Source organism: Stenotrophomonas sp. Ps181 (assembly GCF_025697425.1).
GTDB classification, from domain to species: Bacteria; Pseudomonadota; Gammaproteobacteria; order Xanthomonadales; family Xanthomonadaceae; genus Stenotrophomonas; species Stenotrophomonas sepilia.
In genome coordinates this window covers 480,301-503,375 of sequence record NZ_JAHWBI010000004.1, presented here as the reverse complement: position 1 = coordinate 503,375, position 23,075 = coordinate 480,301, and the positions used below count along the sequence as shown (strand labels likewise).

The following is a 23,075-nucleotide window of genomic DNA, read 5'->3' as shown; positions in this document are numbered from 1 at the left end:
ACGTTCGATGATTTCGAGGTGGACTCAGGTGCCGCTGTTGGAATCAGCGCCCTGTGCCGACGCGGTCGGCGTCGAGCCAGCGCTCTGCACAACGATCTGGTTGCCAACGATGGAGACGGAGATGCCCTGCGCCGCATAGGCCGCCGTCAGATCGATCACGGCCTGCTGTGCGTTGGTGGTGTCGATGTTCGAGACCGCGCCATACAGGGTGAAATCCGAGCTGAGGCGGTAGTCCAGCGTGCGCCCGGAATCCTTGGCCCAACGCTCGAGCATGGCTTTGAGCGTGCCATCCATCGGCGAGGCCTGGTAGACGTAGCTGGAGTACAGCGGAATTTCGGTCGTCGTCGCAGCAAAGCGGTTGACCGGCTTCCAGCGGCCTCCGAAATCCGGAGCGGACTTGGTGGCGCAACCGGCCACCATCAGCGCCGCCACTGCGGCGATGGACATTTTCGCGATAAACGCCTGATTCATACGGGCTTCACTTTGACGTACGAAAAAGCAGTCCCGAGCATTGGTCCCCTGGTCGTCCGGCGCTGCATCGCGCACGCCGGAATCGGAGGGACACGCTGTGTGCAGCGCACCCACTCCGGCTCCCCTGCAGCCCAAAGGCTGCCAACCAGGTCGCGGGGCCATCGGCGCAGCCGACAACACATCCGCATACCTCACCAACGTCGAAACCATCCTTGTTTCCATGGCACAAACTCCTGGCCACCCTGCTGCTACATCTCCGACATCCAGCACACACTTCTGGACGACAGGCACAGGGTCGCACAACCACGCGTCAATTCCATGTCAGACAAGTCTGAAAATCCATGAACAAATGCCAAATTCTTGACCGAAATCACGAATTCACATTTTTAACTACGAATCAAGTTCACAAATTAAGCGTCGTGAATTAGACGTTCAGCATCGGAACGTCCACCTTCGGCAGCAGCCTCGAAGTGAAATAGCGGTCCTTGTAGTAGCGGATCTTGTCGCACTTCACCGGATGCGGTATGCCCTCGTACAGGAACACCTCCATGTCCGGTCCCATCGCCTTCAGCTCCTGCGGCAGCATCAGCGCGCGCCGTTCCTCGGTGAAGTTGTGGGTCTTCTCGCGGGCATGGGTGACGTTCTTCCTGCGCACCGTGGTGTAGCCCAGCATGTCCGAATAGTCATTGGCATCCTGCTGCTCACGCGGCGCGTACAGGATCTGCAGGGCATGGTTGGTGATGATGGTGCGTGACACTTCCCGGCCGTAGGTGGCGTCGAGCTGGGACATGCTCTGGATGATCGGCAGCAGCCGGATGTTGTAGCCGGCCATGTAGGACACCGCCGAGGCGATGATCTCGACTTTGCCGATCGAGGTGAATTCGTCCATCAGCAGCAGGCACTGGTACTTCAGGTCCGGGTTGGACTTGGGCAGTTCCTTGGTGTTGAGGTTGATCAGTTGGCTGAAGAACAGGTTGATGATCAACCGGCTCTCGGCCAGCTTGTTCGGCTGGATGCCGATATAGATGGTCATCTTCTTCTTGCGGACATCGGTCAGCAGGAAGTCGTTGCAGCTGGTGGCCTTGTCCAGCACCGGATTGATCCAGGGATTGAGCGGTTCCTTGAAGGTGCCCAGGATCGAGGCGAAGGTCTCGTCAGCCTGGGACAACATGTTGGCGAATGCCGAACGCGCATTGGCGCTGAGGAACGGCCGCTCCGACAGGGTCTTGAGGTACTTCTTCAGGTCGGTGCCGTCGCCGGAGGACAGCCGGTACACCGCACCGAGCGTGGGCGTGCCGGCGCCGCCCGGGAAACCGCTGCTGCGCTCGTCGTCCCAGTTCTCGAACAGGTACAGGGTGAAGGCCATGAACGCGTTGCGCGCCTGGCTGACCCAGAATTTCTGGTCCTCGGCCCCGTCCGGATACAGCATCGCGGCGATGCTCATCAGGTCCGAGACGCGGAAGGCCGGATCATCGGAGACGTAGCTGAGCGGGTTCCAGCGGTGCGTGCGCCGATCTTCGGCGAAGGGATTGAACAGGTAGATCTCCTGGCCCTGGCTGGCGCGCCAACCGCTGGTCAGGTCGAAGTTCTCCTGCTTGATGTCCAGCACGACCAGTGATTCGCCGTACTCCAGCAGGTTCGGGATGACCACGCCCACGCCCTTGCCCGAGCGGGTCGGCGCGGCCAAGATCACGAACTGCTGGCCGTCCAGGCGCACCAGCTTGCCGCCATGGCTGCCGACCACGATGCTCTGGCCAGTCTTCTTGAACATGCCGTGCTTGGCCAGGTCGGCGCCGGTGGCGAAGCGTGCATCGCCGTGCAGCGAGCGCTTGTCCTTCTTCAGCAGCAGCACCAGGCCGGCGACCAGCAGCACCAGCAGGGGCAGGCCGAAGCCCACGTAGCCAGCCCATTTGATCTTGCCCACGAAGGGCGCGACCTGCGGTTGGCCGATGGCGTGGACGTACTGGTAGTAGGTGTTCCAGGTGAACAGCTGGGTGTCCAGCCCCAGGAACAGCAGGGTCAGATAGCCGGAAAACACGAAACCGAGCAGCAGGGTCGCCAGCGTGATGATGGCGATGAGCAGATACTTCTTACTGGGCAACACCCGAATCCTCCATGATGCGCACGCGGCGCGACGGCCTAGCGGTGGCGCCAGCGCGACGCCTTCTTCCGCAGGTGGTTCTCGTTTTCCAGCCCGGGCTCCTCGCCCTCTTCACGCACCAGTTGCAGCAAGCGTTGGCGCGCTTCGGCCAGTGATATCAGGTCGGTCAGACGATCCCCATCGTCGGCGACGACCGCATGGCCGACCACATCGCCGGGAGCGTACACCGGCTCGTAGGACACCGCTACCAGCTGATAGCGGCCACGGGTTTCCAGCACATGCCTGAATTCCTGCATCGCATTCCTCCTTGTCGGGGCAACACTGCGCCCCCTGCTCCGCCATCATGCCCGTGGCAGCGTCATGGGCGCATCCACAACCGCTGCGGCTTTTGCGCGAAACTGTGCGCGGACATCCAAGGAGACTGCAATGGACTGGGTAGCACTTGCCCGTACGCTGGCCACCGAGGCCCACGCGGGGCAGATCGACAAGGCCGGCCAGCCTTATATCGGCCATGTGGCGCGGGTGGCAGCCGCGGTGCGCGGCGACGATGACGCCGAAGTGGTGGCCTGGCTGCATGACGTGGCCGAGGACTGCCCGGCGTTTGCCGCACGGATCGAGGTATTTCCGGCGCCGCTGCGCGAGGCAGTGCAACTGCTCAACCGCGATGCAGCTCCTGACGCGGACAGCTACTACGCGCGCATTGCCGCCCACCCGCTGGCACTGAAAGTGAAGCGCGCCGATCTGGATGACAACGCCGATCCACAGCGACTGGCGATGCTGGACGGGACCACGGCAGGGCGCCTTCGCGACAAGTACGCTCATGCCCGGGCGGCGCTGGGCATCTGAGCCGGCCGCGAGGCGACGCGGAGGTTTGGCGTGTCACCGATCAAACGCTGATTTGCCCTGAGTACTGCTGCTCCTGTTGCAGTGCAGCAGTACAATGGACGGCTCCCCCCGCCCCATCGCGCCCTCCGCATGAGCCCCAACTCTTCCCTGGCTGCGCGGCTGACGCCCCGCCAGCGCACCCTGATCATCCTCGCCCTGTCGCTGGGTGGATTCGCCATCGGCACCAGCGAATTTGCCAGCATGGGGCTGATGCTGGAGATCAGCCGCGGCCTGTCGGTTTCCGAAACCCAGGTCGGGCACCTGATCAGCGCTTACGCCATCGGCGTGGTGGTCGGCGCCCCGATCCTCGCCTTCGTGGGTGCCAGCTTCCCGCGCCGCAAGCTGCTGCTGGCGCTGATGGGCTTCTACGCGGTCGGCAACCTGGCCAGCGCGCTGGCACCGAATTACGGCACGATGCTGGTGGCACGCTTCGTCGCCGGCCTGCCGCATGGCGCCTACTTCGGCGTTGCGATGCTGGTGGCCGCTGCGATCAGTCCTGCCGGCCAGCGCGGCCAGGCGATGTCGCGGGTGCTGCTGGGCCTGTCGATCGCGATCCTGGTCGGCAACCCGTTGACCACCTGGCTGGGCCAGCAGCTGAGCTGGCGCACCGCCTTTGCCCTGGTCAGCGTGCTGGCCATTGCCACGGTGGCGATGATCGCGCGCTTCCTGCTGCCGGACCCGGACGAAGTGCGTACCTCGCCGATGCGCGAACTGCGCGCCTTCAACACCTCCCAGGTCTGGCTGGCGCTGGCGATCGGTGCGGTCGGCTTCGCCGGCATGTTCTGCGTGTTCACCTACCTCGCCCCCACCCTCGTGCAGGTCACCGGCGTGGCCGAATCGTGGATGCCGCTGGCAGTGGGCGTGTTTGGCATCGGCGCGATCATCGGCAACATCGCCGGTGGCTGGCTGGTGGACAAGTTCCATTTCAAGGCCGCCGCCGTGGTGCTGCTGTGGTCGATCGTGATGCTGCTGCTGTATCCGCTGGCCGCACAGTCGGTGTGGACCATCGGCCCGATGATCATCACGGTCGGCACCATGGGCGCGCTGGCGGCGGTACTGCAGACGCGCCTGATGGACGTGGCCGGCGAAGCGCAGACGCTGGCGGCCGCCTCCAATCACGCCGCCTTCAATACCGCCAACGCACTCGGCCCGTGGCTGGGCGGCATGGCGATCAGCGCCGGCTTCAGCCCGGCCAGTACCGGCTATGTCGGTGCAGCCACCGCAATCGGCGGCCTGCTGCTGTGGTGCGCAGCGGTGGTGCTGGACAAGAAGCGCGAGACCGCCGTCGCCGGCAGCCCCTGAACATTGCGCCGGATCGTCAGTCGCTGCCTGTGCGGCGACGGCGATCCGGTCGCAGCAACGCTGTATCGCCGGCCGCCAGGGTCGGCCTCGCCAGCTCACCGCGCTTCACGCGGTCCAGCACCCGCCGTGAATTGGCTGCACAGTCGATGCCGTCCGGCCGCGCCCGGATGTCCTCGATCAGGGCCAGCAGGTGCGCCCGGCTCTCTGCCAACCGCAGCTGCAACGCTTCGATGTCAGCCACCTTCTGCTGCAGCATCGTGATCAACGCCTCATGCTGCCACTGGCCCATGCTCGGTGGCAGCAGGGCGCGGATCTCTTCCAGGCTGAAGCCTGCACGCTGCGCGCCCGTGATCAACTCCAGCAACAGCACCGCCTGTTCCGGATAGTCGCGGTAGCCATTGGCCTGGCGCTGCACCACCAGCAGCCCCGCGTCTTCATAGAAACGAATGCGCGACGCCGCGAGGCCCGTGAGGCGGGCCAGCTCACCGATCTTCATCTGCCTGAATCCTCGCCATGGGAGCTGTTGACCTTCAATAAAACTTGAAGGTTAGCGTAGCGCCATTCCCCTGTCGTGGAGCTGTCCGATGTCGCTGTTCTCGCCCCTGGCACTACCCTCCGGTGCCATCATCCGCAACCGCATTGCCAAGGCCGCGATGGAGGAAAACATGGCCGACGCCGACCACGCGCCGTCCGCTGCGCTGCTGCAGCTCTACCAGCGTTGGGCCGATGGCGGCGCAGGACTGATCATCACCGGCAACGTGATGGTCGATGGCCGCGCGATGACCGGCCCCGGCGGCGTGGTACTGGAAGACGATCGCCACCTTGACCGCTTCATCGCCTGGGCCGAAACGGCACGCTCACGGGGCGCGCAGATGTGGATGCAGATCAACCATCCCGGGCGGCAGATGCCGGCCGCACTCGGCCCACCGGCACTCGCGCCGTCAGCCGTCGCCCTGGAGATGGGCGCGCTGTCCAGGCAGTTCGCACCGCCGCGGGCGATGACCGAGGCGGACATCGAAGAGGTGATCGCCCGCTTCATCCGCAGCGCCGAGCTGGCCGAGCGCGCCGGGTTCAGTGGCGTGCAGATCCATGCCGCGCACGGTTACCTGCTCAGCCAGTTCCTGTCGCCGCTGTCCAACCGCCGCGACGACCGCTGGGGCGGCAGCCTGCACAACCGTGCGCGCCTGCTGCTGGAGATCGTGCAGGGGGTGCGCGCCACCGTGTCGCCCACGTTCGCGGTGGCCGTGAAGCTCAATTCCGCCGATTTCCAGCGCGGTGGCTTCTCGCCCGAGGATGCGCGCGCAGTGGTGGAAATGCTGGCGCCGCTCGGCGTGAACCTGGTCGAACTGTCCGGTGGCAGCTACGAAGCACCGGCCATGACCGGTGCCGCGCGCGACCAGCGCAGCCTGGCCCGCGAGGCCTACTTCCTCGAGTTCGCGCGTGAGATCGCCACGGTGGCAACGATGCCGCTGATGGTCACCGGTGGCATCCGCCGTCGCGCCGTGGCCGATCAGGTACTTGACAGCGGTGTGGCCATGGTCGGCATCGCCACCGCGCTGGCGATCGAGCCGGATCTGCCACACCGCTGGCAGCAGGGCCGCGACCCGGTACCGACACTGCGCACCATCGACTGGCGCAGCAAACCATTGGCCGCCAGCGCACACATGGCCGCAGTGAAGTACCAGTTGACGCGGCTGAGCAGGCTCCGGCCCACGGCGCCGGGTGTTTCGCCCGTCTGGGCACTGCTGCTGGCACAGGCGGCCGCAAAGTGCCGAACCCGCCGCTACCGGCGCTGGATCGGTGCACGCGCAGGAGGATACTGAGCGGGCAGGCTTCTCATCACCGAATCGATGCTCCACCATCTGCACGATCGGCGGCAGCCCGTCGCCGGTCGCAACACGCAGAAGGAACCCTCGTGGCAGCAGGACCAACCAGGAACTACGAGAAGCTGCTCGATGACCTGCTCTCACTGGGCCGCAACTGGGCGCTGGCCATTGCCATCGCAGGTGCCGGGGCTGCGGTCCATTACAGCGAGTCGGTCTACGAAGCAGGCATCTGGCGCGACCTGCTGCCCACGCTCTGCTTCCTGGTCGCCATCGTCTGGATCGTGCTCAGCATCATCCGCTTCGACCTGACCATCCAGCAACACTTCGAGCGGAAATTGTCACGCTGGCTCAGCCGTCTGCTGTATGTCGTGCTGCTTGGCACCGGCATCACTGCCGTGTTCTTCGTCACCGAACTGGCGGAGAACAATCACATCGCGCGGATGTGCGACTCGGTGGCCAATGAACCCGGCAGCCGCATCCACAGGTCGACCGAGTGCCAGCGCCTGTACCAGCACCGCGCGGCGTACCGGCAGCGCCTGGAATCGGCCGAGGGTGAGTTCGACTGAACGGGCTTCATCGCGGTCTTCGCGCGCGATGAACACATTTCGTGGATGTGCATTTGGGCACAGTGCAGCCGACGCCGCTTTCTCGGCCTGCACCGGACCCGCAATGCACCACCCTCGCGCACCTGCCCGCCACGATGCCATCGCCTTGCAGGCCGGCATGCTGGGCAGCGTGTTGGGGGTGGCGTTGTCCAAGGCCATTGCCTTGTCTGCGTTGGCAGCCGATTCGATGATGGGGATCGGGCTGTGGGTGGTGGCCTGCGCACTGCTGGCTGCCTGGGCGCTCGCAGCCTATCTGGCCTGCCTGGCGCTGAGCCGTCGTGTGTTCGTGCTGATGGTGGCGCTGTGCATGGTGTTGATGATCTGCATCGCCTGACCCAGCAGGGGCCGGACCATCGCGCATTTGTTACAGAATAACAAGTGCAATGGGTCCGATTGTGCATGCCCGGCGTCTCAGATTTGAATTCCATGGCCATCCTGGCATTACCCGAGGCCACCCATGACCCTGCAGCCTTCATTCCGTGCCACCCTCACTGCCATCGCCCTGGCGTCGCTCAGCGCCTGCGCCACCTATGACGACAGCGCCATGCATCCGGCCTGCCAGGAGTCACCCCATCTGAAGGATCTGCCGCGAGAGGTCGCTGCCCGCGAGAGCCGTTGCAACAGGGGGCTGGAAGTGTGGTCGAGCGAGCGCGGCGACAGTGACAAGCCGCTGGACCTGAGCGGAAAGAAAAAGGATCCCTGAAAGGGAGCGCTGCTGGTTCCCGTGGCTGTCTTGACCATGCCTATGCACCTGGCTGACTGACCCATCACAGCCGGCGCGCGACGATGAGGTCTCCCTACCCTGTCGAGATCCAGATGCCGGACACTGCCCTCCCTGTCATTCGCGCGTTCGAGGCCGTGTTCGATCTGTCAGGGGGCGTGCAGCGCATCACCGCGCTCACGGTCACCTGCCGGCATTGCACATCGACCAGCTCGGCCAGTGAGGACAATCTGGTGCACTTGCCAGGTGGCGCATTGTTCCGCTGCGGCGGGTGCGGCTGCCATCAACCGGTCAGCCATGCCCGGCTGTCGGACTGGCAACCGGCGTCGTTGCTGGGTATCTGAGGGCCGCGACGTGGGAATGACTGCGGAACAGCGGAAAATACTCCAGGCAATCGCCGCTGCGGAACCGGTGCGCGGCGATGCCGCAACGTGGGCGGTGACCGCCGGATGGGCGGTACAGGCAGAGGACGGGGATATCGATCTCACCGAGGCTGGCCGGGATGCGCTCGCCGCGCAGTCAGGTCGTGAGGGCTAGACCCGCCGGTCGGGCCAGCTTCGCCTCCCTTCGCGCTGCGTCGCGATAGCGCCAATCTGCGGGACAAAGGGTGCATCCCTGCCAGGTCGACGGCGAAGTGGCGGGGCCTTTCATGTCGGCGGTGTGCAGAGCGTCATGACATGCGCTCGGCTATGCTGCGCCACCTTCCTGCGCCAATGGCGGCCATGCATCCTTTTCCCCTGCCAGTCTCTGCACCTGATCAGCTCGCCTACCGACTGCTGCAGGACAGTGACTGGGCCCGCTCGGCCACTGCCGCAAGCGCACCCGCCGAACTTCGCATGTTGCTGGCGATGATCCTGGATTCGCCAGAACCCCTGTGGCTTGCCTGGGGCAAGGAAGACAAGGCGTTCTTCTTCAATGATGCCTACCTGCCGATGCTGGGGGAAAAACTGCACGGCGCGATGGGCAATTGCCTGGAGGATGTCTGGGCGGACGTATGGCCGGACGTGGCGAAGGCCGTCAACGATGCCTTCGCCGGCACCAGCCGCAGCTTCAAGAACCTCCCGTTGATGATGGATCGCGACGGCACGCTGCGTGAAACATTCTGGACGTTCTCGTATTCGCCGCTGCGCGTCGGCTGCGGCAGTGTGGCCGGCATCCTGTGCGTGGTCAGCGAGCAGACCGAACGGGTGATCGAGCGCGACCTGCACAGCCGCCAGGTCGCGGCGATCACCGAGCAGGCACGGGAGGCCCATCTGGAACTGGTGCGCGCCCGCGAGCAGCTGCGCCAGTCGCAGAAGCTGGAGGCGATCGGCCAGCTCACCGGCGGTGTGGCCCACGACTTCAACAACCTGCTGCAGGTCATCACCGGTTCGGTGGACATGCTCCTGCACACGTGGCCGTCAGACGACACCCGGCGCCGCTACATCCAGGCCATTGCCACAGCCTCGGACCGCGCCACCAGGCTGACCGCGCAACTGCTTGCGTTCTCGCGTCGCCAGAGCCTGTCGCCGGAGGTCTTCGATCTCTGCGAGAGCGTGCACGCGCTTTCGGACATCATCACCACGGTACTGGGTGCACGCATCCAGGTGTCGTTGACGTTGCCCGGCACGCCGTTGCCGGTGCTGCTGGACCGGACCCAGCTGGACACTGCATTGATCAACATCGCGGTCAATGCGCGCGATGCGATCGAGGGACACGGCAGGGTGACCATCGAGGTGGAGCAGGTAACCGCCGTGCCTTCGGTGCGCTTCGCCGCGCCGATGAAGGGCGACTTCGCCGCGATCAGCGTGACCGACACCGGAGCAGGCATCGACCCCGCCGTCGTCGACCGCATCTTCGAGCCCTTCTTCACCACCAAGAGCGTCGGCGCCGGAACCGGCCTCGGCCTCAGCCAGGTGTTCGGCTTCGTCAAGCAGTCAGAAGGCGAGGTGGACGTGCAGAGCCAGGCGGGCGCCGGTACCCGCTTCACCCTGTACCTGCCGCTGGCGCAGGCGAGAGAAATGACGGAACGGCCGGCGACGCTACCGGGGCTGCAGCATGGTCACGGTGTCTGCGTGCTGGTGGTGGAAGACAACGTCGATGTGGCCGAATTTGCCGTCGGCGCCCTGCGCGAGCTCGATTACAACGTGGTACTTGCGCACAATGCGGACGAGGCCCTGGCGGAGCTCGAACGGGATGCCTCCCGCTTCGATGTAGTGTTCAGCGACGTAGTGATGCCTGGCATGAACGGCCTGGATCTGGCCCGTACCATCCGCAGCCGCCTGCCTGGGCTTCCAGTGATCCTTACCAGCGGCTACAGCGAACTGCTGGCCCGGGACCCTGGCCATGGCTTCACCCTGCTGCGCAAGCCTTACTCATTGAAGCAGCTGGCCTCGGTGATGACCGAAGCCGGGCGCTGCGCGCAGGCCGTGATGGCGTCGCCCTAGCAGGCGGTCACCGCAGCGAACCGAACCAGCGTTCCAGCGAAGGCTCCAGCCCCGACGTGTCGCCGCCAGCATCGCAGGCCCAGGCGACGATACCGTCGGGGCGGACCAGCACGGCGCCCAGTCCCAGCGTGTCGCGCGCCGTGGACATCACGCAGGTGACCGACCGCTGCCAGCGCTCAATGATCGGACCGAGCGAATCGCCGGTATCGAGCCCCAGCAGCACGCCCTGCCCTGCACGCAGCAGCTCTCCCATGCGGCGGCCATCGGTCAGATGGACGTCAGGCACGCTTCGGCCAACCCGCGGGTGGCCGCCATCGAACACCGGTGGCTGCGCCACGCCCCACAACCGCTCGGCGAGATAGGTGGCGCCGTCGCGGGTCGCGGCCAGGTCGGCGATGACCGCCGCCAGCGCGCGCGACCCGGGGTCTGGCCGCATCAACGCCACCTGCGCACGTGACCAGTCGAGCACCCGGGCGCCGATCGGATGGCGCTCAGCCTGATAGCTGTCCAGCAGCGTCTCGGCGGCGTCGCCTCGCGCCACCGCGGCCAGCTTCCACCCCAGGTTCATCGCATCGCCGATGCCGAGGTTCAGCCCCTGCCCGCCCAACGGCGAATGCATGTGCGCGGCATCACCGGCCAACAGCACGCGGCCGCTGCGATAGGCCGTGGCCTGGCGCGCGGCATCGGTCCATGTGGTGGCCAGATGCAACGCCGTGATCGTTGCCTCTCGCCCGGACACACGCCGCAGCAGCGCCTGGGCGGTGTGCCGGTCCAGCGGCGTGCGATGGCCGGCGCCACCGTCGAAATCGGCCAGCGCCAGCATGCCCGGCGGATTGAAATTGCACATACCGTGTTCGGTGAACTGACGCCCGGGGACGAGCACCGACGGGTCCGCCAGTTCAACCTGCAGCGTGTACCCGGTGAACTCCGGCGCGGTCCCTGCGAACACGAAGCCCGATTGCTTGCGTACCGTGCTGCGGGCGCCATCGCATCCGACCAGCCAGCGGCCCCGCATCAGCCCGCGACCGGTCTGCACCTCCACCTGTGCTTCGTGAGCGCGCACCGCCTGCACTGTGCAGCCACGCTCGATCTGTACACCCAGTGACGCTGCATGCGCGGCCAGCACCGCCTCGAGCGATTGCAGCTCCACCGCCATCCGGGTGGGTACCGGGGTCGGCAGGCGATCACGCCAGCGCGCGCTGTCCACGTCATCCAGGGCGAAAGGAATGCCGGCGAAGTGGCCTCCCAGCGGCCGCGGTTGCGCCAGCCAATGGGCCGTGCCGGACGGCGGCGCGCCCTTGTCCGGCTTCAGCACCTGGCGGGCCGCTACCGCGTCCAGCAGGCCGCGCCGATCCAGCGCTTCCAGCGTGGGCGCGTTCAAGCCGCGCAGGCCAAAGGGCAGGCGCTTCAGGGGTGAATCGGGTGACTGAGCCTGCTCCAGCAGCATGACCGAACAGCCGGCCCGGGCCAGTTCGCCGGACAGGAACAGACCGACCGGACCGGCCCCGGCGATGACGACGTCGTACAACATGGCAGTTCCCTGTCAGCCCCGGGGCGGCGCTCTGGCGACGCCAATGTTACACTCGGTGTACTTTTCCACAAGTGAGCCGCCCATGACCCCGCCTCCGGGCCGCCGCGAGCAGCGCAAGACCGAGACCCGACAGACCATTTCGGACGTCGCCACCGAACTGATCATCCGCCGCGGCTTCGAAGCCGTGTCCATGTCCGAGATCGCCGAGGCCGCCGGGGTCTCGCGCAAGACAGTCTTCAACTATTTCGCCAGCAAGGAGGACCTGGTATTCGACCGCGACGAGGAAGCGCGGGCGTTGCTGCGCGAGGGCATGACTGCGCGCTGCGGCATGACTCCGCTGGCCGCCTTCCAGTCGCTGGTGAGGGAGCTGCTCGACAGCGGCCATCCCCTGTTGCGGATCAATGCCGGTGCAGCGACCTTCTGGGCCACGGTGGCCGGCAGCCCGGCCTTGGTGGCACATGCACGACGGCTGCAGGCACAGCTGGCCGACGACCTCGCGCAGTTGATGGCCAGCGCCGTCGGGCGGTCGGCGGATGATGCCGAGGCACGCCTGGGTGCGGCGATGCTGCTGGCGTCGATGGTGGCGGCCTATCAGAACGGACTGGCCAGCCAGCAGGAGGGCGAGGATCCGCGCCAGGCGATGCTGCAGCTGATCGTGCGCGGCGGCACCGGCGTGCTGGTGGCCTTGGCCGGCACCCCATATACCGACCCGGGCCTGCGTCCATAGCGCACTCGGGGGATAGGTCACGAAGCACTGCAAATGCTAATCTTTCTCATTTGCAGCCCACCCCGACCCCTCATGCCGCTTCCAACCCCGCTCAAGCACGCCCTCTGCCTGGCGCTGCCCCTTTCCCTGGCTACGCCTGCACTGGCCTCCGGGGCCTCCGCTGACACCCCGAAGGACCTGGACCAGGTCGAGGTCCGCGGCCGCGCGCAGACCCTGTACCGCGCCAATGATGCGGCCGTCGGCACCCGCACCGATACCCCGTTGGAACTGGTGCCGCAGTCGATCCAGGTCGTGCCGCGCGAGCTGATCGACGACCAGGCCGCGCGCCAGGTCACCGATCTGTACCGCAGCATCAGCGGCATCAGCTTCTTCAGCTATGCCGGCGTCACACTGCGCGGTTTCCGCCAGGAGAACGTGCTCTACGACGGCCTGCGCGGTGATCCCTATGCCGGCTTCTCGGTGCCGCAGCTGTTCAACATCGAACGCGTGGAAGTGCTGAAGGGTCCGGCCGGTGCGCTGTACGGCGGTGGTGATGCGGGCGGCGTCATCAACTATGTAACGCGCAAGCCCAAGGCGCGCGCCGAACGCCGCATCGAGCTGCAGGCAGGCGACAAGGACTTCCGCGCCGGGTCGATCGAAGGCACCGGCCCCTTGAATGCCAGCGGCAGCATTCGCTATCGCGCCGGCCTCTATGCCGACAGCGAGCAGGGCGTACGCTGGAATGCCGACAGCGAAAGCGTGATCGGCGACGCCTCGCTGGCCTTCGACGTTGGCCAGACCGGCGAGCTGGTGCTGCAGTTCACCGACATCACCCAGAACCTGGGCGGCAACCGCCTGCGCGGCGTGCCGGTGAACGATGCCGGCAGCTTCCTGACCGACCGGCGCTGGAACCACAACGAGGCCAGCGACTTCCTCGACATGCGCGCCAGGGTCGCACTGGCGCAGTACCGCTTCGCACCGCTCGATACGCTGGACGTGGACATTGCTGCGCGCTGGTTCAGCAACAACGAGCACCAGATGTACCACGAGCCGATGGGGCTGATTGATCGTGACCGCGACGGCGTAGCCGAATGGATGACGCGCCAGCTGCGCAACCAGATCCGCGACAACGAGGCCTTCACCGCCAGCGGCAATGCCGTATGGAGGATCAACACCGGCCGTATCGAACACAAGGTGCTGTTCGGCGCCGACGTGTACCAGCTCGACGCCGACTTCACCGCGCAGACCGCCAACAGTGCCGACCTGGCACGCGGCGCCGGCCCGGTGCGCGGCATCGACCTGTTCAACCCGGTCTATGGCGCGAGCACCTGGCATGACTACAACCTGGCCGCCCTGCCGTGGCGCAGCACCGCCACCCGCAGCAAGCGCTACGGCGGCTATCTGCAGGATGAGCTGGCGCTGGGCACGCGCTGGCACGTGCTGGCCGGACTGCGCTGGGATGGCTTCAAGGATGAGGACCGCATGGGCGGCAACAGCGTGGATGGCAACGCGCTCAGCTGGCGTCTGGGCAGCACCTTTACCGTCCGGGACGGCGTTAACCTGTATGCCAACATCGCCAGCGGCTTCGTGCCGCAGAGCGCGGCCAACCAGAACCCGGCAGCGGGTGGCCCGTTCGACGCCGAGCGCAGCAGGCAGTGGGAAGTCGGCATGAAGTCCCTGCTGGCCGACCGCGTGACCCTGAACATGGCGGCCTACCGCATCGACCGCAGCAACATCGTGCAGGCCACCGGCGAAGTGCGGGACGGCGTGAACCAGCTGGCCGCGCTGGGCCTGGTACGCAGCACGGGCATGGAACTGGACCTGCTGGCCGACGTGACCGAGCGCTGGGTGGTGAACCTGACCTACGCCTACAACGACGCACGGGTAAAGGACGCCGGACCGAACGGCATCACCAATGCGTCCGGCGACCGCTTCGCGAATGCACCACGCAACAAGCTCGGCCTGTGGACACGTTACGACCTGCCGTCGATCAATTCGGCCATCGGCTTCGGCGCCGACCATGTGGGCGAGCGTGTCAGCCTGGATGGGCAGACGGTCAAGGCTTACACGGTATTCGACATGAGCTGGAAGACCACGTGGAAGCAGTGGCAGTTCCAGGCCAACGTCAAGAACCTGTTCGACAAGGTGTACGCGGCCAGCGGCTTCATCGAGCGCAACGGGCATTTCCCGGGCGAGCCGCGACGGGTGTACGTGCAGGCGGCTTACAGCTTCTGACGAACCTCTCCTGTGGCGCCGTGCCCACGCTCGGCTCGGCGCCTGGCCTGGTCACCCCATGCGTATCGCGTGACTCTCGCGCGCCTGCAGATCGATATCCTGCTGGCGCTGCATGGCCGCCTGCTGGCGCTCAAGGCTGGCAGCCTCGATCTGCTGCAGGGATTGTGCAACCGGCGTCTGCACCGCAACATCGGTAGGCATGGAGGCACGCAGATGCGCGGGATCGCTCATCTCGCCCTGCACCACGAACACGTTGCGGCCGGCCGGATGCTCGGCAGTCTGCGCGCTCAGCAGCACATGGTCGGCCCGTTCAAGCTGGTTGCGACGGGCCAATGCCATCACGCTCGCCACGAGGCGCTCGCTGTTCTCGTCGTGGGGACGCCCGGCGCGGGCATCGATCGCGGCCACGCCTTCTCGCACCTGCTGCAGCAGTGCGTACTCACGGTGGCCGGGACCAATGTCGGCCAGGCGGGTCGGCGCCTGCGCGGGATCCGGCACGTCGTCCACGGCTGCGGTCAGCGGGCTGCGGGTGATGGCCCGGTACGGGTCGTCCGGGTGGAACTGGGTGCGTTTTTCCTGGCGCTCCAGACGAACCTCGCGCGCGTCGTTGAGCTCGGCGATGCGTGCGGGGTCGGTAATCTCGCGCATCGACACGTGGCCGCCACCCGCGCTGACACTGGCCCACTTCCTATCCGCTTCGAAGTAAATCGCGTAGTAGCTGTTGCCACCGATGACGTTCGGATCGACTGCTGAGCGGCCGTCCAGCGCCTGGGTGGCTTCCAGCACGCTCAACCGGGTCAGGTACTGGCCGCCTTTCGTCCATCCCATCTGGCTGATGGCATCGACACTGGTGTTGCCTACGCGCGGGCCTCCGGCGTAGTCATTGTTGAGCATGTTGGTCCAGATCTGTTCCAGCTTCTCGGGGCCGCTCTTCTGCTCAGCCGCCTGCAGCAACACGCGCGGCGTCCAGCAGTTGGGATCGAGTTCATGCCGTTCAAATGCGCGGTCGTGAGCCAGCATCACGTCTTTGCCGGGAAGATTCAGTGCCAGGTCTGGACGGCGCTCGTTCATCCACTGCTGCCGCAACTCAAGATCTCTTTCGAGCAGGGTCTGCCCAAAGGACTCCCATTGCCGCTCCGTCAACTGTGCATTTGAAAACCGGGATCCGTCTTCCTGCTGGGTCTTTGCGTAGCTTTGTGCATACGCGTTCGCGACGCGTCCCGGCAGGCTGTCATTGCGTACAACACCCAGTGCCAGTGTCCCGTATCCATCGGCTCCCGGCAGTTGCGACAGGTAGTTCCAGTAAAGCTCGCGGTTGCCGTCTCTGGCATAGCTGCCAAGGATGCTTAGATCGCGTTCGGTCAATCCACTCATACCCTGCCCCTTCTCTTCCTTGAATCACCGATCACTTGGACCGGGTGCGCGCGATGATGTCCCTGACGGCCTCTTCCATGCGCTTCCAGTCCTTCAGAAACGCTCTCTTGTAGTCCAGGCTGACGGACAGCTTGTTGTCGATGTCCACGAAGTAATGAACGCAGCCCGCGGCCACTTCCCCTGGCTCACTGATCACCTCGCGCCCCTCCAGCCGCACGCCGTCGCGTCGGAATTCCTCGCCGTCACATTTGATGAATGAGCTGATCCGGCCGTCACCCTGCCGTGCGATGTACCAGTCTCTCTCGTAGGCGGGATTGCGCACAGGCGGCCTCCCGTACCGCGCCTCATACTGCTTCGCGTACACCACCATCTTCGCTTCATCGATTGCATAGGGCGTCAGGCCCAAGATCTGCGGCTTTGCAACGCGTTGATCGAGACGGTCCCTGGGATCCTCCCTTTCCACAGAGCCCTCCTCGGTGATGGCTTCATTTGACGACAGCCTTGAAAGCAGTGTTTCAACGGGAACGCGATCAACATAGTTGATCCGGATTGGAATCTCCTTCCGGAAATCATTCGTACGCGGATTGGCCCGCGCACCCGGCGCCGTCGGCTTCATGTCCGGCCACTCGATGACCAGCGTCACGCCCTCGCCCGGCCATGGTGCGATCTGGCTGTCCAGGTAGTTGGCCGGAATGCGGAAGGTGTTCGGCCCCAGCTTCACGTCCACGGGGGCATCGGTATAGGTGTGACCGTTGATCGTGCGGCCGGTCTGCGTTGCGCCGGACATGGCGGGATTCCTTTCGTGTTCGGTGGATGGCGGCCGCGCACACGCGCCAGCACTCGCCGCGACGGCAAGTGCAAGCGCCAGGCAACGGCTCGGGGACATCACGTGCATGGGCATTCCATTGCAGGGTTCCAGCGCCACTATAGGGAACCGGGCGTCAACGGAACAGGAACCGCATCGCAGCCCTTCATGGAACCAGGCAGCGCTCCACCTGCAGTGACAGCACCTGGCAGGCATTGAACAGGCCCTCGACCACGGCGGCGGAGGGACAGCAGGCGGGATCGTCGCTCTCCCGCGCCACATGCGCAGCGTGCAGCACCGCAGTCAACGCCGTGATGCCCGAAACGCTGCGGGTCGCCAGGGCCATGTCGAACGCGCGGCCAGGGCTCAAGTGCATTTCACTCCAGGCCTCGCCATCAGCGCGCAGGTTCCTGCCGTGGCCTGCCAGGTGTGCAAAGAACGCCGATGGCGTGACGAACTCGGCGGATTCGCGGAGCGCGTCCTCCGGCGTTTCGGCCAAGGCAGCTGGAAGATCGCGCACGGCGGCACCCAGCAGCGCGTGCAGGCGGGGATGGTCGGGAAGACGTTCGGGCATGACGGCAACCTCACGATGTGGCCACCTGCAGATGCAAGGTGGCGGACGGTGCGGGTTGGCGTGCCGGATACGTACCGCTAAAGCCGGCGGATCGGAAGATCCCCACGCACCGTCCACCATGAGCCGGTGGGCGGTGCATTGTCGCGGTTGCAGCTTCGGCTGCAATCGCGACCGGTAGCGGTACGTAAGTTCGGGACGCCAATCCCGGCCAGGGCGAGTGCCTTGGCGCGGCGATGATGGGCGCACTCCATCGCCGATGCAAAGTAGGAAAAGTCCGCGCTGACGCATTCCTACGCTGGTTGCGTCACGGGATGGCGAACCGTCCACCGACTGACGTGCTTCGTTGGTACGTCGCGCCTGCCTGCGCGCGCTGCCCAACGATCACATCGAGCCGAACACGACACACCGGCCATGGCGATCGCGCAGAAAGTCGCAATACGCACGGCCTCCGTCTTCAGCTCGAGCACAGGCGTTCCGCGCTGGATACACACCGGGAACGCTTGCGTAGAGGAGCCCACAGGCACATTCGAGCGCGATCTGATCACAACGGAATGTCTGCGCCACACCGTTTTCGTACGAGATCCGCGAGGTGACGACTATAGTCGCCGACCTCAATGGATCAGGAGCTCATCATGGAATTCACTTCCTGGCGCAACATCCTTGTTGCCGCTGGCGTGGCGGTCGCACTTTCCGTGGCCGCCTACAACGACCATCACCGTCATGCCCTCACTGACGGTGCCGAAGGGCGCGATGCGGTAGGTCTCGTCACCGAGGTGCATTGGGATGAGAAGAGGGGCAGAAGGAGCAACTTCGTCCTGAATGTCGAGTTCGAAACCGAAGACGGCCAATCGCGCGTCGAGAAGATCGCGGTCTCCAACGACCTTGGCAATCGGATGCGTGCCACCGACGAGGCGGAGGAGATTGATATCCGCTACAACGCCAAAGACCCGTCCGTGGCGATGGCCGTTGGCGAAACGGACAACTCCCTGCTGTTGTTGTGGCTGGCAATCGCCTCCGGGCTGCTCACCCTGGCGCTGCTGGCCACCCGGGTGGTGCAGGGCCGGAAAGCGCAGCCCGCCTGACCCACCCAGGCGCGGGCGCATCCAGAATGCGCTCGCGCAGAGCCAAAAGTGTCTTCAACTCTGGCAATCGCCTTCCGTGCTTCCATGGCCGCGATAGGTCTCGCCCCACTCGCGCATGGCCAGCAGCACCGGCACCAGCGTGCGGCCGAACTCGGACAGCTCGTATTCCACCTTCGGCGGCACTTCCGGGTACACGTGGCGGATCACCACGCCATCGGCTTCCAGTTCACGCAGCTGGCTGGTGAGCATGGACTGGGTAGCATTGGGCACCCGCCGCGTCAGTTCCATGAAACGCCGCTTGCCGGTCATCAGGTGAAACAGAATGATCGGCTTCCACACGCCACCGATCACGGACAGCGTGACTTCCACCGCACACCCGCTCTTGCCATCCCAACGCTTGCTACGCATGCATACTCCGGAAAACCATAGTACCTACGGAAAATCATCGTTCTTGTTGCAATAGAGGCACGAGCCTAGCATGGCCCCATCCCATGAATGTGAGGCCATCCATGACGTTCAAAGCCCTGCTGACCGGCAAGACGAACAACCAGCTTTCGACCGAGCTGGTCGATTTCGATGAGGCGAATCTGATGGACGGTGACGTCCTGGTGCAGGTCGAGTACTCCACGCTCAACTACAAGGATGCGCTCGCGCTCACCGGCAAGAGTCCGGTCATCCGGACGTTTCCGCTCATTCCCGGCATCGATCTGGCAGGCGTGGTGCTGGAATCCAGCAGGGCCGACTTCACGCCAGGCGACCGCGTCGTGCTCAATGGCTGGGACCTGAGCATGGGCCATCACGGCGGCCTGGCCCAGCGCGCCAGGGTGCGGGGCGAATGGCTCAACCGGATTCCCGGCAACCTGAGCACCCGCGACGCCATGGCCATCGGCACCGCGGGCTACACCGCCATGCTGTGCGTGCTGGCCCTGGAACATGCCGGCGTGACGCCCGACAAGGGCGATGTGCTGGTGACCGGCGCCAATGGCGGCGTCGGCTCGATTGCGGTGGCGATCCTGTCGAAGCTGGGCTATCGCGTGGTGGCCGCCACCGGACGCCCGGAGCATGCTGATTATCTGCACAACCTGGGTGCTGCCGAGATCATCGATCGTGCGCAGCTTTCCGAACCGCGCGAGCGGCCGGTGAGTGCCGAGCGATGGGCCGGCGTGGTGGATGTGGCCGGCGGCCCAACGCTGGTCAATGCCATCGCCGAAACGAAGTACCGCGGTGCCGTGGCCGCCTGTGGCCTGGCCCAGAGCGATGCACTGCACGGCTCGGTGCTGCCCTTCATCCTGCGCAACGTGACCCTGGCCGGCGTGGATTCGGTGAATGCCCCACAAGAGGTTCGCCAGCGCGCCTGGGATCGGCTCGCGACCGACCTGGACCCGCAGAAGCTGGAAAGCACCGTGCAGCAGATCGGCCTCGCCGAGGTACTGGATGTCTATGAGCAGATCATTCCCGGCAAGGTGCGCGGCCGCATCGTTGTGGATGTGAACGCCTGACGCCTGCCGCGCCGGCGAGGGTGCAATGGCATCGCAGGCTCACGCGCGCGACTGACCGGAAAACGCAACGTGCCACGCCAAGCCGCCTTATCATGGGGCGGCAAGGGCGCTTTACGCCCGTTGACGTACGCAAGGCAGTATCTGGATGTCTATCGAATGGCGCCCCTCGGGCTGGGGCCAGCGTGTGACCCGCTCGCCGGACTGGCAGTTGCGGCTGGATGGCGAACAGCTCGCGCTTTTGATCGACGGCAGGCAATACCAGCAGCATGTGGCGAACGAACACAGCGTGCGGGTCGTTCGCGGCGTACTCTGGTCCCGGGTCGAACTGACGACCGAGCGCGGTGAGGCACTGTCCGTGGATGGGCTGCCCAACAGCCAGGGCTCCCGGCTTGCGGCTGCCGTGCAGCACGTGCTTTTCGCGCGCTCCAGGCGGGGGCGCAAGGCACTGTTTGAGCGCGTTCTGGCGCAGATCCAGGCGTGGCTGGCCGAGGCAGATGCGCTTACCGACCGAGGCACCACCGGCCGCCGCTGGATCACGCACGAACAGCAGCAGGCGCTGCTGGCCGACCGCCCCACCCTGCCCCTCCCGCCAGCCGAGCTCGAGCAGCTGTTCCTCGACGAGGAGGTGCATGACGACCTGCACGTGCACCGCCACCGCATGGCGCTGGACGCGCTGCACGACTGGCAGCTGGATTGGCCCGCCGTGTGGGCGAACGCCAATGAGGCAATGGCGACCCGTGAACTGGGTCTGGCCAAGCCCTTCCTGGACCAGGTCGAGAGCAGACCGTTGACCGAGGAACAAGCCCGCGCGGTCATCTGCTTCGACAACCGGGTGCAGGTCGTGGCCGCGGCCGGCTCGGGCAAGACCTCCACGATGGTCGCCAAGGCCGCTTATGCCATCGACCGCGGCTTTGTCGAACCCGAACGGATCGTGATGCTCGCCTTCAACAAGGATGCCGCCCAGGAGCTGGAGGAGCGCGCGCGGCGATGCTTCGGCCGGCTCGGCATGGGCGACACCGTGGTCGAGGCGCGGACCTTCCACGCCCTGGGCCTGGCCATCATCGCCAAGGCCACGGGACGCAAGCCTGATATCCCGGAATGGGCGATCGACGCGACGCTGGGCTTCAACAAGCTGGCCGAACTGGTGGACGACCTGAAGGACCGCTCGACCCACTTCCGCACCCAGTGGGACATGTTCCGCCTGGTGTTCGGACGCGACCTTCCGCCGTTGGGTGCCGACATGATGGCCGATGGCTACGACCGCGATGGTGCGCCCTACATGCGTACCCTGCAGGGCGAGCGGGTGAAGAGCCTGGAAGAGTGCGTGATCGCTGACTGGCTGTTCTACAACGGCGTGGCGTATGACTACGAGCGGCGCTACGAGTTCGATACCGCGACAGACACCCACCGCCAGTATCGTCCAGACTTTTACTACCCGGACGCCCGGCTGTATCACGAGCACTTCGCGCTGGATGCCGATGGCCAGCCGCCGCAGCACTTTGCCGATTACAGCGAAGGCATGCACTGGAAGCGCCAGCAGCATATGGCGCGCGGCACTGCCCTGGTCGAGACGACCTCGTTTGGCCTGCGCAGTGGACAGGCCCTGCAGCACCTTGCCGAGCGGCTGGGTGCGTCTGGCGTCGAACTCGACCCGAACCCGGACCGCGAGCTGCCTGATCAGGGCGCCAAGCCGATGCCGGACGCAGACCTGATTGGCCTGATGCGCACCTTCATTGCGCATGCCAAGAGCAACTGCCTGACGCTGGACGATATGGCGGCGCGCCTGCGGCAGATGCCCGAGGATCAGTTCAAGGAACGCTACCGGCGCTTCCTGGAGATCGCCGGGCCGGTTTTCCAGGCCTGGGACAATGCACTGGCCGACGAGCGCAGCATCGATTTCGAAGACATGCTCAACATGGCCGCCGGGTTGCTGGAACAGGGCCACTATGAGTCGCCCTACGACCTGGTGATGGCTGACGAGTTCCAGGACGCATCGCGCGCCCGCGCGCGCCTCTGCCGTGCGCTGGTCAGCCAACCGGGCCGCCATCTGTTTGCGGTGGGCGATGACTGGCAGTCGATCAATCGCTTCGCTGGCGCCGACGTTTCGGTGATGACCGGTTTCCGCGAATGGATGGGGCATGGCCAGGTGCTGAAACTGGAGCAGACGTTCCGCTGCCCGCAGGCACTGTGCGATGTGTCCAGCCGCTTCATCAGCCGCAACCCCGCGCAGATGGCCAAGAAGGTCCGCTCTGCTGCGCCGGCAGTGGGCCCGGTGCTGCAGGCGTTCCAGATGAACCGGCGTGAGGAGGTGCAGGATGGCGTTCGCCAATACCTTTCGAAGCTGCACCAGCAACTGTTGTCAGGCGCGGTGGCGCAGGGGCGCAATGGACGCGTGACGGTCTTTGTTCTGGGGCGGTATCGCGCGGATCGCGGTGCAGTGCCTTCGGATTGGAAGACGGCCTTCGGCAGCACGATGGACGTGGAGTTCCTCACGGTCCATCGGTCGAAGGGACGCGAGGCGGACTACGTGATCCTGCCGGGCATGATCAACCGCAGCTTCCCGAGCCTGCGCGCGGATGACCCGGTCCTCTCGCTGGCAATGCCGGATGGCGATACCTACCCATTGAGCGAAGAACGGCGGTTGTTCTATGTCGCGCTGACGCGTGCGCGACGATCGGTTGCGATGTTCACCCTGCAGGGCAGGCACTCGCCGTTCCTGGATGAGCTGGTGAAGGACGGAGCAGTGGAAGTGACCGCGATTTCAGGCGCGGCCATCCACGAAGAGCGCTGCCCGGTGTGCAGGGTGGGCGTGTTCGTGGACCGGAATGGGCCGCATGGGGCCTTCCGGTCGTGCTCGAGTTACCCGTTGTGCCATAACAAGCCGAAGGGTGGGCGTCGTGGGTGAGCGTATTCTCTGCGCTTTCCTGGCGAT

The 23,075-nt window shown here is 65.4% G+C and carries 22 protein-coding genes; 13 read left to right on the top strand and 9 right to left on the bottom strand.

What is annotated here, in order from left to right:
- Positions 1-24: 24 nt before the first annotated feature.
- The 3 genes from KXV01_RS12450 to KXV01_RS12440 form a co-directional block, all read right to left on the bottom strand.
- Complete coding sequence (locus tag KXV01_RS12450; RefSeq protein ID WP_032954281.1) at positions 25-471, bottom strand: hypothetical protein; 447 nt, start codon at positions 469-471, stop codon at positions 25-27.
- Positions 472-895: 424 nt separating this feature from the next.
- Entirely contained in the window at positions 896-2,575 is a 1,680-nt protein-coding gene (locus KXV01_RS12445) for a type IV secretory system conjugative DNA transfer family protein (protein WP_049415055.1), read from the bottom strand.
- 35 nt (positions 2,576-2,610) lie between these two features.
- On the bottom strand, positions 2,611-2,868 hold the full coding sequence (locus tag KXV01_RS12440; protein WP_005417248.1) for a hypothetical protein: 258 nt from the start codon (positions 2,866-2,868) through the stop codon (positions 2,611-2,613).
- A 130-nt stretch (positions 2,869-2,998) separates the two neighbouring features.
- On the opposite strand from KXV01_RS12440, the gene KXV01_RS12435 reads away from it, so the two are divergent.
- Both KXV01_RS12435 and KXV01_RS12430 read left to right on the top strand, forming a co-directional pair.
- Positions 2,999-3,418 carry an HD domain-containing protein gene (locus tag KXV01_RS12435; protein WP_049415052.1) on the top strand — a complete coding sequence of 140 codons (420 nt, stop codon included), beginning with the start codon at positions 2,999-3,001 and terminating at the stop codon, positions 3,416-3,418.
- Positions 3,419-3,547: 129 nt separating this feature from the next.
- On the top strand, positions 3,548-4,759 hold the full coding sequence (locus KXV01_RS12430; protein WP_111096640.1) for an MFS transporter: 1,212 nt from the start codon (positions 3,548-3,550) through the stop codon (positions 4,757-4,759).
- A 16-nt stretch (positions 4,760-4,775) separates the two neighbouring features.
- On the opposite strand, the gene KXV01_RS12425 is transcribed toward KXV01_RS12430, so the two are convergent.
- Positions 4,776-5,255: a MerR family transcriptional regulator gene (locus KXV01_RS12425; RefSeq protein WP_111096639.1), complete on the bottom strand. Its 480-nt coding sequence runs from the start codon at positions 5,253-5,255 to the stop codon at positions 4,776-4,778.
- 88 nt (positions 5,256-5,343) lie between these two features.
- Here KXV01_RS12425 and KXV01_RS12420 point away from each other — a divergent pair, with 88 nt between their 5' ends.
- The 6 genes from KXV01_RS12420 to KXV01_RS12395 all read left to right on the top strand — a co-directional run bounded on the left by KXV01_RS12420 (position 5,344) and on the right by KXV01_RS12395 (position 10,337).
- Positions 5,344-6,582, top strand: coding sequence for an NADH:flavin oxidoreductase/NADH oxidase family protein (locus KXV01_RS12420; protein WP_111096638.1), 1,239 nt, complete (start codon positions 5,344-5,346; stop codon positions 6,580-6,582).
- Between the two features lie 92 nt (positions 6,583-6,674).
- Positions 6,675-7,151, top strand: coding sequence for a hypothetical protein (locus KXV01_RS12415; protein ID WP_111096637.1), 477 nt, complete (start codon positions 6,675-6,677; stop codon positions 7,149-7,151).
- Between the two features lie 103 nt (positions 7,152-7,254).
- Complete coding sequence (locus tag KXV01_RS12410; protein ID WP_005417254.1) at positions 7,255-7,524, top strand: hypothetical protein; 270 nt, start codon at positions 7,255-7,257, stop codon at positions 7,522-7,524.
- A 123-nt stretch (positions 7,525-7,647) separates the two neighbouring features.
- Positions 7,648-7,893 carry a hypothetical protein gene (locus KXV01_RS12405; protein ID WP_111096636.1) on the top strand — a complete coding sequence of 82 codons (246 nt, stop codon included), beginning with the start codon at positions 7,648-7,650 and terminating at the stop codon, positions 7,891-7,893.
- 113 nt (positions 7,894-8,006) lie between these two features.
- Positions 8,007-8,255 (top strand): hypothetical protein, encoded by a 249-nt coding sequence (locus KXV01_RS12400; protein WP_099495593.1) that lies wholly within the window; start codon positions 8,007-8,009, stop codon positions 8,253-8,255.
- Between the two features lie 378 nt (positions 8,256-8,633).
- Complete coding sequence (locus KXV01_RS12395; RefSeq protein ID WP_111096644.1) at positions 8,634-10,337, top strand: PAS domain-containing sensor histidine kinase; 1,704 nt, start codon at positions 8,634-8,636, stop codon at positions 10,335-10,337.
- Between the two features lie 7 nt (positions 10,338-10,344).
- Here KXV01_RS12395 and KXV01_RS12390 read toward each other — a convergent pair whose 3' ends face one another.
- On the bottom strand, positions 10,345-11,868 hold the full coding sequence (locus KXV01_RS12390) for an FAD-dependent monooxygenase (RefSeq protein WP_099495547.1): 1,524 nt from the start codon (positions 11,866-11,868) through the stop codon (positions 10,345-10,347).
- A gap of 82 nt (positions 11,869-11,950) precedes the next feature.
- Here KXV01_RS12390 and KXV01_RS12385 point away from each other — a divergent pair, with 82 nt between their 5' ends.
- On the top strand, positions 11,951-12,595 hold the full coding sequence (locus KXV01_RS12385; protein WP_099495548.1) for a TetR/AcrR family transcriptional regulator: 645 nt from the start codon (positions 11,951-11,953) through the stop codon (positions 12,593-12,595).
- Between the two features lie 72 nt (positions 12,596-12,667).
- Positions 12,668-14,809: a TonB-dependent receptor gene (locus tag KXV01_RS12380; RefSeq protein ID WP_263467823.1), complete on the top strand. Its 2,142-nt coding sequence runs from the start codon at positions 12,668-12,670 to the stop codon at positions 14,807-14,809.
- 51 nt (positions 14,810-14,860) lie between these two features.
- Here the strand turns inward: KXV01_RS12380 and KXV01_RS12375 are convergent, their stop codons facing one another.
- From KXV01_RS12375 to KXV01_RS12365, 3 genes are all read right to left on the bottom strand, one after another.
- Positions 14,861-16,183, bottom strand: coding sequence for an XVIPCD domain-containing protein (locus KXV01_RS12375; protein ID WP_099495550.1), 1,323 nt, complete (start codon positions 16,181-16,183; stop codon positions 14,861-14,863).
- A 31-nt stretch (positions 16,184-16,214) separates the two neighbouring features.
- Entirely contained in the window at positions 16,215-17,078 is an 864-nt protein-coding gene (locus KXV01_RS12370) for a hypothetical protein (RefSeq protein ID WP_099495551.1), read from the bottom strand.
- Positions 17,079-17,154: 76 nt separating this feature from the next.
- The gene (locus tag KXV01_RS12365) at positions 17,155-17,562 is read right to left on the bottom strand and encodes a hypothetical protein (protein WP_099495552.1); all 408 of its coding nucleotides are present in this window, start codon (positions 17,560-17,562) and stop codon (positions 17,155-17,157) included.
- 632 nt (positions 17,563-18,194) lie between these two features.
- Between KXV01_RS12365 and KXV01_RS12360 the strand changes: the two genes are divergently transcribed.
- Positions 18,195-18,644, top strand: a complete 450-nt coding sequence (locus KXV01_RS12360; RefSeq protein WP_099495553.1) for a DUF3592 domain-containing protein — start codon at positions 18,195-18,197, stop codon at positions 18,642-18,644.
- Positions 18,645-18,698: 54 nt separating this feature from the next.
- Here KXV01_RS12360 and KXV01_RS12355 read toward each other — a convergent pair whose 3' ends face one another.
- Positions 18,699-19,052 (bottom strand): winged helix-turn-helix transcriptional regulator, encoded by a 354-nt coding sequence (locus KXV01_RS12355; RefSeq protein ID WP_049415019.1) that lies wholly within the window; start codon positions 19,050-19,052, stop codon positions 18,699-18,701.
- Positions 19,053-19,153: 101 nt separating this feature from the next.
- On the opposite strand from KXV01_RS12355, the gene KXV01_RS12350 reads away from it, so the two are divergent.
- Both KXV01_RS12350 and KXV01_RS12345 read left to right on the top strand, forming a co-directional pair.
- Positions 19,154-20,143, top strand: a complete 990-nt coding sequence (locus tag KXV01_RS12350; RefSeq protein WP_111191708.1) for an MDR family oxidoreductase — start codon at positions 19,154-19,156, stop codon at positions 20,141-20,143.
- A 151-nt stretch (positions 20,144-20,294) separates the two neighbouring features.
- Positions 20,295-23,048: a UvrD-helicase domain-containing protein gene (locus KXV01_RS12345; protein ID WP_263467827.1), complete on the top strand. Its 2,754-nt coding sequence runs from the start codon at positions 20,295-20,297 to the stop codon at positions 23,046-23,048.
- Positions 23,049-23,075: the final 27 nt, after the last annotated feature.

Bases quoted from the DNA above. Each gene is read 5' to 3' on its own strand.
- KXV01_RS12395 (WP_111096644.1), top strand. From the start codon at position 8,634: ATGCATCCTTTTCCCCTGCCAGTCTCTGCACCTGATCAGCTCGCCTAC.
- KXV01_RS12385 (WP_099495548.1), top strand. From the start codon at position 11,951: ATGACCCCGCCTCCGGGCCGCCGCGAGCAGCGCAAGACCGAGACCCGA.
- KXV01_RS12355 (WP_049415019.1), bottom strand. From the start codon at position 19,052: ATGCGTAGCAAGCGTTGGGATGGCAAGAGCGGGTGTGCGGTGGAAGTC.
- KXV01_RS12405 (WP_111096636.1), top strand. From the start codon at position 7,648: ATGACCCTGCAGCCTTCATTCCGTGCCACCCTCACTGCCATCGCCCTG.
- KXV01_RS12350 (WP_111191708.1), top strand. From the start codon at position 19,154: ATGACGTTCAAAGCCCTGCTGACCGGCAAGACGAACAACCAGCTTTCG.
- KXV01_RS12360 (WP_099495553.1), top strand. From the start codon at position 18,195: ATGGAATTCACTTCCTGGCGCAACATCCTTGTTGCCGCTGGCGTGGCG.
- KXV01_RS12390 (WP_099495547.1), bottom strand. From the start codon at position 11,868: ATGTTGTACGACGTCGTCATCGCCGGGGCCGGTCCGGTCGGTCTGTTC.
- KXV01_RS12435 (WP_049415052.1), top strand. From the start codon at position 2,999: ATGGACTGGGTAGCACTTGCCCGTACGCTGGCCACCGAGGCCCACGCG.
- KXV01_RS12440 (WP_005417248.1), bottom strand. From the start codon at position 2,868: ATGCAGGAATTCAGGCATGTGCTGGAAACCCGTGGCCGCTATCAGCTG.
- KXV01_RS12420 (WP_111096638.1), top strand. From the start codon at position 5,344: ATGTCGCTGTTCTCGCCCCTGGCACTACCCTCCGGTGCCATCATCCGC.
- KXV01_RS12380 (WP_263467823.1), top strand. From the start codon at position 12,668: ATGCCGCTTCCAACCCCGCTCAAGCACGCCCTCTGCCTGGCGCTGCCC.
- KXV01_RS12370 (WP_099495551.1), bottom strand. From the start codon at position 17,078: ATGCACGTGATGTCCCCGAGCCGTTGCCTGGCGCTTGCACTTGCCGTC.
- KXV01_RS12375 (WP_099495550.1), bottom strand. From the start codon at position 16,183: ATGAGTGGATTGACCGAACGCGATCTAAGCATCCTTGGCAGCTATGCC.
- KXV01_RS12400 (WP_099495593.1), top strand. From the start codon at position 8,007: ATGCCGGACACTGCCCTCCCTGTCATTCGCGCGTTCGAGGCCGTGTTC.
- KXV01_RS12450 (WP_032954281.1), bottom strand. From the start codon at position 471: ATGAATCAGGCGTTTATCGCGAAAATGTCCATCGCCGCAGTGGCGGCG.
- KXV01_RS12410 (WP_005417254.1), top strand. From the start codon at position 7,255: ATGCACCACCCTCGCGCACCTGCCCGCCACGATGCCATCGCCTTGCAG.
- KXV01_RS12365 (WP_099495552.1), bottom strand. From the start codon at position 17,562: ATGCCCGAACGTCTTCCCGACCATCCCCGCCTGCACGCGCTGCTGGGT.
- KXV01_RS12430 (WP_111096640.1), top strand. From the start codon at position 3,548: ATGAGCCCCAACTCTTCCCTGGCTGCGCGGCTGACGCCCCGCCAGCGC.
- KXV01_RS12425 (WP_111096639.1), bottom strand. From the start codon at position 5,255: ATGAAGATCGGTGAGCTGGCCCGCCTCACGGGCCTCGCGGCGTCGCGC.